Genomic DNA, 9,523 nt, shown 5'->3' with positions numbered 1-9,523 from the left:
CGGGCCCCGGGGACCCGTGGTGGGGGGGCCGCGCGGGGGGACGGGCAGGGGCGGGGGACCCGGCTGCCGCACCGCGGGGGGGCGCGCCGGGTCACCCGGCGCGCCCCCGTGAGGACAAGAGGGCGTGTCAGCCCTGCAGCCACTCCTGCTGGACGGCGAGGTCGGCCTTCACCTCGGCGAGCTGGGTGGCGACCGCGCTCGGTGCGGTGCCGCCGCGGCCGCTGCGGGAGGCGATGGCGCCGTGCACGCTGAGCACCGAGCGGACCTCGGGCGTCAGGTGTTCGGAGATCTCCGCGAACTGGGCGTCCGTCAGGTCCCACAGCTCGACGCCCTGCTGCTCGCAGGTCCTGACGCAGGCTCCGGCGACCTCGTGCGCGACCCGGAACGGCACGCCCTGCTTGACCAGCCACTCGGCGACGTCGGTGGCGAGCGAGAAGCCGGCCGGGGCCAGCTCCTCCATCCGCTCGCGGTGGACGGTCAGGGTGGCCATCATGCCGGTGAAGGCCGGCAGCAGGACCTCCAGGGTGTCGCAGGAGTCGAAGACCGGCTCCTTGTCCTCCTGCAGGTCGCGGTTGTACGCGAGCGGCAGCGCCTTGAGGGTGGCGAGCAGGCCGGTGAGGTTGCCGATCAGGCGGCCGGACTTGCCGCGGGCGAGCTCGGCGATGTCCGGGTTCTTCTTCTGCGGCATGATCGAGGAGCCCGTGGAGAAGGCGTCGTGCAGCGTGATGAAGCCGAACTCCTTGGTGTTCCAGATGATCACCTCCTCGGCGATCCGCGAGAGGTTGATCCCGATCATGGCGGTGACGAAGGCGAACTCGGCGACGAAGTCCCGCGAGGCGGTGCCGTCGATGGAGTTGCCGACCGAACCCCGCTCGAAGCCGAGGTCGGCGGCGACCGCCTGCGGGTCGAGGCCGAGCGAGGAGCCGGCCAGCGCGCCGGAGCCGTACGGGGAGACGGCGGTGCGGGCGTCCCACTGGCGCAGCCGCTCGGCGTCCCGGCCGAGGGCCTGCACGTGCGCGAGGACGTGGTGGGCGAAGAGCACCGGCTGGGCGTGCTGGAGGTGGGTGCGGCCCGGCATCGCGGTGTCGGGGTGGGCCTCGGCGAGGCCGACCAGGGCGTGCTGGAGGTCGAGCACCAGGCCGCCGATGGTCTTGGCGTGGTCCCGGAGGTACATCCGGAACAGCGTGGCGATCTGGTCGTTGCGGGAGCGGCCGGCCCGCAGCTTCCCGCCGAGGTCGGGGCCGAGGCGCTCCAGCAGGCCGCGCTCCAGGGCGGTGTGCACGTCCTCGTCGGCGACGGTGCCGGTGAAGGCGCCGGACTCGACGTCGGCCAGCAGGGTGTCCAGCCCGGCCAGCATCGCGTCGAGCTCGTCCGCGCTCAGCAGGCCCGCGGTGTGCAGCACCCGGGCGTGCGCCTTGGAGCCGGCGATGTCGTAGGGCGCGAGACGCCAGTCGAAGTGGACCGAGGCGGAGAGCCTGGCCAGCGCCTCGGAGGGGCCGTCGGCGAAGCGCGCGCCCCAGAGGCGCAGCTCAGGATTGCTGCCGGCGGCGTTCTGGTCGGCGGTCATCGCGTGGGCTCCTAACGGGTGATGGGGGTGAGCCCCGGCCGTGGGGAGGCGGCCGGGGCTCGGGGGGACGCTGCGGCTCAGGCGAGGTCGCGGCGGGCGGCGATCTTCGAGGACATGCCGAAGATCTCGATGAAGCCCTTGGACATCGACTGGTCGAAGGTGTCGCCGGTGTCGTAGGTGGCGAGGTTGAAGTCGTACAGCGACTGGTCCGACTTGCGGCCGTTGACCACCGCGCGGCCGCCGTGCAGCACCATCCGGATGTCGCCGGAGACGCTCTGGTTGGCCTCGTTGACGAAGCCGTCCAGGGCGCGCTTGAGCGGCGAGAACCAGAGGCCGTCGTAGACCAGCTCGGCCCAGCGCTGCTCGACCTGCCGCTTGTAGCGGGCCAGCTCGCGCTCGACGGTGACGTTCTCCAGGGCCTGGTGGGCGGTGATCAGGGCGATCGCGCCGGGGGCCTCGTAGATCTCGCGGGACTTGATGCCGACGAGGCGGTCCTCGACCATGTCGAGGCGGCCGATGCCCTGGGCGCCGGCCCGCTTGTTCAGCTCCTCGATCGCCTGCAGCACGGTGACCTTGCGGCCGTCGATCGCGACCGGCACGCCGGCCTCGAAGGTGATGACGACCTCGTCGGCCTCGCGCGCGGTGGCCGGGTTCTGGGTGTACTCGTAGACGTCCTCGATCGGGGCGTTCCAGATGTCCTCGAGGAAGCCCGTCTCGACGGCGCGGCCGAAGACGTTCTGGTCGATCGAGTACGGCGACTTCTTGGTGGTCGCGATCGGCAGGCCCTTGGCCTCGGCGAAGGCGATCGCCTTGTCGCGGGTCATCGCGTAGTCGCGGACCGGGGCGATGCACTTGAGGTTCGGCGCCAGCGAGTTGATGCCGACCTCGAAGCGGACCTGGTCGTTGCCCTTGCCGGTGCAGCCGTGGGCGACGATGGTGGCGCCGTGCTTCTGCGCGGCGGCGACCAGGTGCTTGACGATCACCGGCCGGGAGAGGGCCGACACCAGCGGGTACTGGCCCTGGTAGAGGGCGTTGGCCTTGAGGGCCGGCAGGCAGTACTCGTCGGCGAACTCGGTGCGGGCGTCCGCGACCTCGGCCTCGACGGCGCCGCAGTCCAGCGCGCGCTGGCGGATGACGTCCAGGTCCTCGCCGCCCTGGCCGACGTCGACGGCGACGGCGATGACCTCGGCGCCGGTCTCCTCGGCGATCCAGCCGATGCAGACGGACGTGTCCAGACCGCCCGAGTAGGCGAGTACGACGCGCTCGGTCACGGCTTTCTCCTTCACAGACGGTACGAACGGGGCGGAGCTCACAGCGGGGCGAGTCCCATACGGCGTTAGGCATAAGTATGCACTACCGCGTATGGATTTCAAAACGCGGCCCGGCCCGGGCCTGGCTCGCGGCCAAGGTAGGCCCGCCCCGGGGCAGGGTCAACGACCGTCCCGGCGCTGCGCCGGACACGAAATGCTCCGCAATGCACACCGCCCCGGTGACCTCGCGGGTCACCGGGGCGGTGCGGGGCGGCGGTGCGACTACTGCGCCTTGGCCTGCGCCAGCTGCATCAGGTGGTCGGCCAGCGCCTGGCCGCCCGACGGGTCGCGGCTGATCAGCAGCACCGTGTCGTCGCCCGCGATGGTGCCGATGATCTCGTAGGTCTCGGCGGCGTCGATCGCCGAGGCGAGGAACTGCGCGGCGCCCGGCGGGGTGCGCAGCACGACCAGGTTGCCGGAGGCCGTCGCGGAGACCATGAGTTCGCCCGCCAGCCGGGCCATCCTGGCCTCGCTGGCGGACTCCCCCATCGGCGCGCGCGGGGTGCGGTCCCCGCCCTCGGCGGGCACGGCGTAGATCAGTGCGCCGTCCCGGTTGCGGATCTTCACCGCACCCAGCTCGTCCAGATCCCGCGACAGGGTGGCCTGGGTGACGACCAGTCCGTCGTCGGCGAGCAGCTTGGCGAGCTGGCTCTGCGAGCGGACGGGCTGACGGGTCAACAGGTCCACGATCCGCCGGTGGCGCGCGGTGCGGGTCTGCGGGACCTGCGGCGTCGCCCCGGAGGCGGGCTGGTCGGACTGGGGTGCGGTCATGTGACGATTCTCCCGGACTCCGCTCAGCTGTTCGCGTCGGGGGCTTCCCCGCGCACCGTCCGGAGGATGCCCGGCAGCGCCGCGAGGAAGGAGTCCGCCTCCTGCTCGGTCAGCACCAGTGGCGGCACCAGCCGGACGGCGTCCGGCACGGCGGCGTTCACCAGGAAGCCGGCCTGCTGGGCGGCGGCCTGCACCTTGGCGGAGACCGGCCGGGTGAGCACGATGCCGAGCAGCAGCCCGGCGCCGCGGACGTGGTCGACCAGCGGGTCGCCGATCGCCTCGACGCCGTGCCGCAGCTTGTCGCCGATCTTGCGGACGTGCTCCAGCAGGCCCTCGGACTCGACGGTCTCCAGGACGGCGAGACCGGCCGCGGCGACGACCGGGTTGCCGCCGAAGGTGGTGCCGTGCTGGCCCGGGTGGAGCAGGTCGGCGGTGTCGCCGAAGGCGACCACGGCACCGATCGGCAGGCCGCCGCCGAGGCCCTTGGCGAGGGTGACGACGTCCGGTTCGACGCCCTCGTACGCCTGGTGGGCGAACCAGTGGCCGGTGCGGCCGACGCCGGTCTGGATCTCGTCGAGGACGAGCAGGGTGCCGGTGGCGCGGGTGATCTCCCGGGCGGCCCGCAGGTAGCCGTCGGGCAGCGGGATCGCGCCGTTCTCGCCCTGGACCGGCTCCAGGAAGACGGCGGCGGTCCCGGTGGTGACGGCGGCCCGCAGCGCCTCCACGTCGCCGAACGGCACGTGGGTGACGTCGCCGGGCAGCGGCCGGAAGGGCTCCTGCTTGGCGGGCTGGGCGGTGAGCGCGAGGGCGCCCATCGTCCGGCCGTGGAAGGCGCCCTGCATCGAGACCAGGTGGGTGCGGCCGGTCAGCCGGCTGATCTTGAAGGCGGCCTCGTTGGCCTCGGCGCCGGAGTTGCAGAAGAACACCCGGCCGGGGCGGCCGAACAGCTCCAGCAGCTTCTCCGCGAGCTTCACGGTCGGCTCGGCCATGAAGAGGTTGGAGACGTGGCCGAGGGTGGTGATCTGCCGGGTGACCGCCTCCACGACGGCCGGGTGGGCGGTGCCCAGCGCGTTGACGGCGATGCCCCCGACGAGGTCGAGGTACTCGTTGCCGTCGGCGTCCCAGACCTTGGCGCCCTCGCCGCGGACCAGCGGGATCCGCGGGGTGCCGTAGTTGTCCATCAGCGCGTGCTGCCACCGCTGGGTCAGTTCGCTGTTGCTCATGCCAGGCCCCCGAGTACGGTCGGTTCGTCGTCGGGCACGACCATGGTGCCGACGCCCTCGTCGGTGAAGATCTCCAGCAGCAGGCTGTGCTGCACCCGCCCGTCCAGCACGCGGGCGGTGCCCACGCCGGAGCGGACGGCCCGCAGGCAGCCCTCCATCTTGGGGAGCATGCCGGTCGCCAGGGTCGGCAGCATCTCCTCCAGCTCGGAGGCGGTGAGCTGGCTGATCACGTCGTCGGAGTTCGGCCAGTCCTTGTAGAGGCCCTCGACGTCGGTCAGCACGACCAGCATCTCCGCGCCGAGCGCGACCGCGAGCGCGGCCGCGGCGGTGTCGGCGTTGATGTTGTAGACGTGGCCGTCGGCGCCGCGGGCGATCGAGGAGATCACCGGGATGCGGCCGTCGCCGATCAGCGCCTTCACGGCGCCGGCCTCGATGTTGACGATGTCGCCGACCAGGCCGATGTCGACCTGCTCGCCGTCCACCACGGCGTACCGCTTGACGGCCGTCATGGTGTGGGCGTCCTCGCCGGTCATGCCGACCGCGAACGGGCCGTGCCCGTTGAGCAGGCCGACCAGCTCGCGCTGGACCTGCCCGGCGAGCACCATCCGGACGACGTCCATGGTCTCCGGGGTGGTGACCCGCAGGCCCGCGGTGAACGAGGACTCCAGGCCCAGCCGGTCGAGCTGGGCGCTGATCTGCGGGCCGCCGCCGTGCACGACGACCGGGTTCAGGCCGGCGTAGCGCAGGAAGACGACGTCCTGGGCGAAGGCGGCCTTGAGGTCCTCGTCCACCATGGCGTTGCCGCCGAACTTGATGACGACGGTCTTGCCGTGGAAGCGCTCCAGCCACGGGAGCGCCTCGATGAGGGTGCGGGCCTTGGGCAGCGCGGCGTTGCTGCGGGCCTGTTCACCCTTGGGTGCGATCTTCACGGTCTCTTGTCCCCCGGGATCAGGTCGAGTAGGCGCTGTTCTCGTGCACGTAGTCGGCGGTGAGGTCGTTGGTCCACACCGTCGCCGCGGCACTGCCGGCGTTGAGGTTCGCGGTGATGACGACCTCGCGGCCGGCCATGTCGACCAGGTCGCGGTCCTCGCCGACGCTGCCGCCGCGGCAGACCCAGACGCCGTTGATGGCGACGTCGAGCGCGTCCGGCTCGAAGGCGGCGGAGGTGGTGCCGATCGCGGCCAGCACCCGGCCCCAGTTCGGATCCTCGCCGTGGATGGCGCACTTCAGCAGGTTGTTGCGGGCGATCGTGCGGGCGACGTCGACGGCCTCGTCCTCGGTTGCGGCGCCGGTGACGTCGATCCGGATGTCCTTGGAGGCGCCCTCGGCGTCGCCGATCAGCTGGCGGGCCAGGTCGGCGCAGACGGTGCGGACGGCCTCGGCGAACTCGGCCGCGTCCGGGGTGACGCCGGATGCGCCGGAGGCGAGCAGCAGCACGGTGTCGTTGGTGGACATGCAGCCGTCGGAGTCGACCCGGTCGAAGGTGGTGCGGGTGGCGCCGCGCAGCGCGGCGTCCAGCTCCGCGCTCTCCACGGCCGCGTCGGTGGTGACGACGACCAGCATGGTGGCGAGGCCCGGGGCGAGCATGCCCGCGCCCTTGGCCATGCCGCCCACCGTCCAGCCGGCCGGGGCGGTGACCTGGGCGGTCTTGTGCACGGTGTCGGTGGTCTTGATGGCGATCGCGGCGGCCCGACCGCCGTCCTCGCTGAGCGCCTTCACGGCCTGCTCGACGCCGGGCAGCAGCAGGTCCATCGGCAGCCGCACGCCGATCAGGCCGGTGGAGCAGACGGCGACCTCGATCGCGCCGGTGTTCAGCTCGGCGGCGACCTTCTCGGCGGTGGCGTGGGTGTCCTGGAAGCCCTCGGGGCCGGTGCAGGCGTTGGCGCCGCCGGAGTTGAGGACGACCGCGGCGAGCGAGCCGGTCTTCAGCACCTGCTCCGACCAGAGCACCGGCGCGGCCTTGACCCGGTTGGAGGTGAAGACGCCGGCCGCGGCGAACCGCGGGCCGTCGTTGACGACCAGGGCGAGGTCGGGGGTGCCGGAGGCCTTGATGCCGGCCGTGACGCCGGCCGCTCGGAAGCCCTTCGCCGCCGTCACGCCGATGTTCTGATGATCCGTCACGGGCTGGCTCACGGTGCGACTCCGTTCAGCGGGAGGCCGAGCTCCTCGGGCAGGCCGAGGGCGATGTTCATGGACTGCACCGCGCCGCCCGCGGTGCCCTTCACCAGGTTGTCGATCGCACTGATGGCGATCACCCGCCCGGCGTGCTCGTCCAGCGCGACCTGGACGAGGGCCGCGTTGGAGCCGTACACCGAACTGGTCTGCGGCCACTGGCCCTCGGGCAGCAGGCGGACGAAGGTCTCGCCCGCGAAGGCCTCCCGGTAGGCGGCGCGCAGCGACTCGGCGGTGGTGCCGGGCTTCGCCTTGGCGCTGCAGGTGGCCAGGATGCCGCGGGGCATCGGCGCCAGGGTGGGCGTGAAGGAGACGGTGACCTCCTCGCCGGCCACCGGGCCGAGGTTCTGCGCCATCTCCGGGGTGTGGCGGTGCACGCCGCCGACGCCGTACGGGCTCATCGAGCCCATCACCTCGCTGCCGAGCAGGTGCGGCTTGACCGCCTTGCCGGCGCCGGAGGTGCCGGACGCGGCGACGACCACGGCCTCCGGCTCGACCAGCTTCGCCGCGTAGGCGGGGAAGAGCGCGAGCGAGACGGCCGTCGGGTAGCAGCCGGGGACGGCGATCCGCTTGGTGCCCTTGAGCGCGGCCCGGTGGCCGGGCAGCTCGGGCAGGCCGTACGGCCAGGTGCCGGCGTGCGGGGAGCCGTAGAACCTCTCCCAGGTCGCGGCGGACTTCAGTCGGAAGTCCGCGCCGCAGTCGACGACCAGCACGTCCTCGCCGAGCGCCTCGGCGACGGCGGCGGACTGGCCGTGCGGCAGGCCGAGGAAGACCACGTCGTGCCCGGCCAGCACCTCGGGGGTGGTGGGCTCCAGCACGCGGTCGGCCAGCGGCAGCAGGTGCGGCTGCAGGCTGCCGAAGACGGCGCCCGCGTTGGAACCGCCGGTCAGCGCCCCGATCTCGATCCCCGGGTGGCCGAGCAGCAGGCGCAGCACCTCACCGCCCGCGTACCCGCTCGCTCCGGCGACGGCGACTCGCAATGCCATGGCGTTCCTCCTTGGTTAAGCATGAATATACGCACCTCGGAACATTCATGCAAGGAGCTCCGGACACCCCACGACCAGCCTGCCCGATCCCCGCCCCTCGGCGCCGCCAACCGTCCGGACCCTACAAACTTCTACGCCCCGACTCGGTGCCGACCGGTGCCCGAGGCAGCATCAGTTCCTTGGCAGAGTGGCGAACGGGCCCGACCGGCGACACGATCGCGGCGGGCACGGTGTTGTGTTCGCTTCACAAAGGAGTTCAGCAGTGAGTGCACGGACCGACGTGGTGGTCACCGGGCTCGGAGCCACCACACCGCTCGGCGGGGACACCGCCTCGACCTGGGCGGCGATGCTGGCGGGGACCTCCGGGATCACCGCCGTCGAGGAGGAGTGGGCGGCCGGACTGCCGGTGCGGATCGCCGGCCGGCTCGCCGTCGAGCCGACCGAACTGCTCGACCGGGTGCAGGCCCGCCGGCTGGACCGCTGCGAACAGGTCGCCCTGGTCGCCGCCCGCGAGGCCTGGGCCGACGCCGGACGCCCCCAGGTCGACCCGGAACGCCTCGCCGTGGTGATCGGCACCGGCACCGGCGGCGCACTGACCATGCTCGGCCAGGACGACGTGCTGGAGGCCTCCGGCGTGCGCCGGGTCTCGCCGCACACCGTCCCCATGCTGATGGCCAACGGACCGGCGGCCTGGGTCAGCATCGACCTCGGCGCCCGCGGCGGCGCCCACACCCCCGTCAGCGCCTGCGCCTCCGGCGCGGAGGCGATCGCCCTCGGGCTGGACCTGATCCGGCTCGGCCGCGCCGACGTGGTCGTCGCCGGCGGCGCCGAGGCCTGCATCTGCCCGCTCACCCTGGCCGGCTTCGCCCAGGCCCAGGCGCACTCCACCCGCAACGACGCCCCCGGGCTCGCCTCCCGGCCCTTCGACACCGGACGCGACGGGTTCGTCATCGGCGAGGGCGCGGCCGTCGTCGTCCTGGAACGGGCCGACTTCGCCGCCGCCCGCACGGCCCGCCCGTACGCCACGCTCGCCGGGGCCGCCGTCACCTCCGACGCCCACCACATCACCGCGGCCCACCCGGAGGGCCAGGTCCGGGCCATGCGGCGGGCCCTCGCCGCCGCGGACCTCCCACCACTGGCGGTGGACGTCGTGCACGCCCACGCCACCTCCACCCCCAAGGGCGACCTCGCCGAGGCGCAGTCGATCACCGAGGCGATCGGCGTCCACCCCGCCGTCACCGCGACCAAGTCGATGACCGGGCACCTCTTCGGCGCGGCGGGGGCGCTGGGCGCTATCGCGGCGGTGCTCTCGGTGCGGGACGGCATCGTGCCGGCCGTCCGGAACCTCGACGACCTCGACCCCGAGGTGAAGCTGGACGTCGTCACCGGCGGCCCCCGGACGGGCGCCGTCGGCGCGGCCCTCGCCAACGCCTTCGGCTTCGGCGGCCACAACGCCACCCTGGTGTTCACACCTGCGTAAAACGGACACCTCAG

The 9,523-nt window shown here is 72.9% G+C and carries 8 protein-coding genes; 1 reads left to right on the top strand and 7 read right to left on the bottom strand.

Features of this window, described 5'->3' with window-relative positions; all coding sequences use genetic code 11:
• Positions 1-127: 127 nt before the first annotated feature.
• From argH to argC, 7 genes are all read right to left on the bottom strand, one after another.
• Positions 128-1,567, bottom strand: coding sequence for an argininosuccinate lyase (gene argH, locus AB0442_RS35250; RefSeq protein ID WP_366167639.1), 1,440 nt, complete (start codon positions 1,565-1,567; stop codon positions 128-130).
• A 77-nt stretch (positions 1,568-1,644) separates the two neighbouring features.
• A complete protein-coding gene (locus AB0442_RS35245) occupies positions 1,645-2,838 on the bottom strand; it encodes an argininosuccinate synthase (protein ID WP_366167638.1) in 1,194 nt (397 codons plus the stop codon).
• A 261-nt stretch (positions 2,839-3,099) separates the two neighbouring features.
• Positions 3,100-3,648, bottom strand: coding sequence for an arginine repressor (locus AB0442_RS35240; RefSeq protein ID WP_344621668.1), 549 nt, complete (start codon positions 3,646-3,648; stop codon positions 3,100-3,102).
• Positions 3,649-3,671: 23 nt separating this feature from the next.
• Entirely contained in the window at positions 3,672-4,871 is a 1,200-nt protein-coding gene (locus AB0442_RS35235) for an acetylornithine transaminase (protein ID WP_366167637.1), read from the bottom strand.
• A complete protein-coding gene (gene argB / locus AB0442_RS35230) occupies positions 4,868-5,800 on the bottom strand; it encodes an acetylglutamate kinase (RefSeq protein WP_366167636.1) in 933 nt (310 codons plus the stop codon). The genes AB0442_RS35235 and argB overlap by 4 nt, the downstream gene beginning before the upstream one ends.
• Positions 5,801-5,819: 19 nt before the next feature.
• Entirely contained in the window at positions 5,820-6,974 is a 1,155-nt protein-coding gene (gene argJ / locus AB0442_RS35225) for a bifunctional glutamate N-acetyltransferase/amino-acid acetyltransferase ArgJ (RefSeq protein ID WP_366167641.1), read from the bottom strand.
• Positions 6,975-7,000: 26 nt separating this feature from the next.
• Positions 7,001-8,029: an N-acetyl-gamma-glutamyl-phosphate reductase gene (argC, locus tag AB0442_RS35220; protein WP_366167635.1), complete on the bottom strand. Its 1,029-nt coding sequence runs from the start codon at positions 8,027-8,029 to the stop codon at positions 7,001-7,003.
• A 262-nt stretch (positions 8,030-8,291) separates the two neighbouring features.
• Here argC and AB0442_RS35215 point away from each other — a divergent pair, with 262 nt between their 5' ends.
• On the top strand, positions 8,292-9,509 hold the full coding sequence (locus tag AB0442_RS35215) for a beta-ketoacyl-ACP synthase II (protein WP_366167634.1): 1,218 nt from the start codon (positions 8,292-8,294) through the stop codon (positions 9,507-9,509).
• Positions 9,510-9,523 lie beyond the last annotated feature (14 nt).

This window comes from Kitasatospora sp. NPDC085895, from assembly GCF_040702125.1.
GTDB classification, from domain to species: domain Bacteria; phylum Actinomycetota; class Actinomycetes; order Streptomycetales; family Streptomycetaceae; genus Kitasatospora; species Kitasatospora arboriphila.
This window is presented reverse-complemented; position numbering and strand designations above follow the sequence as displayed.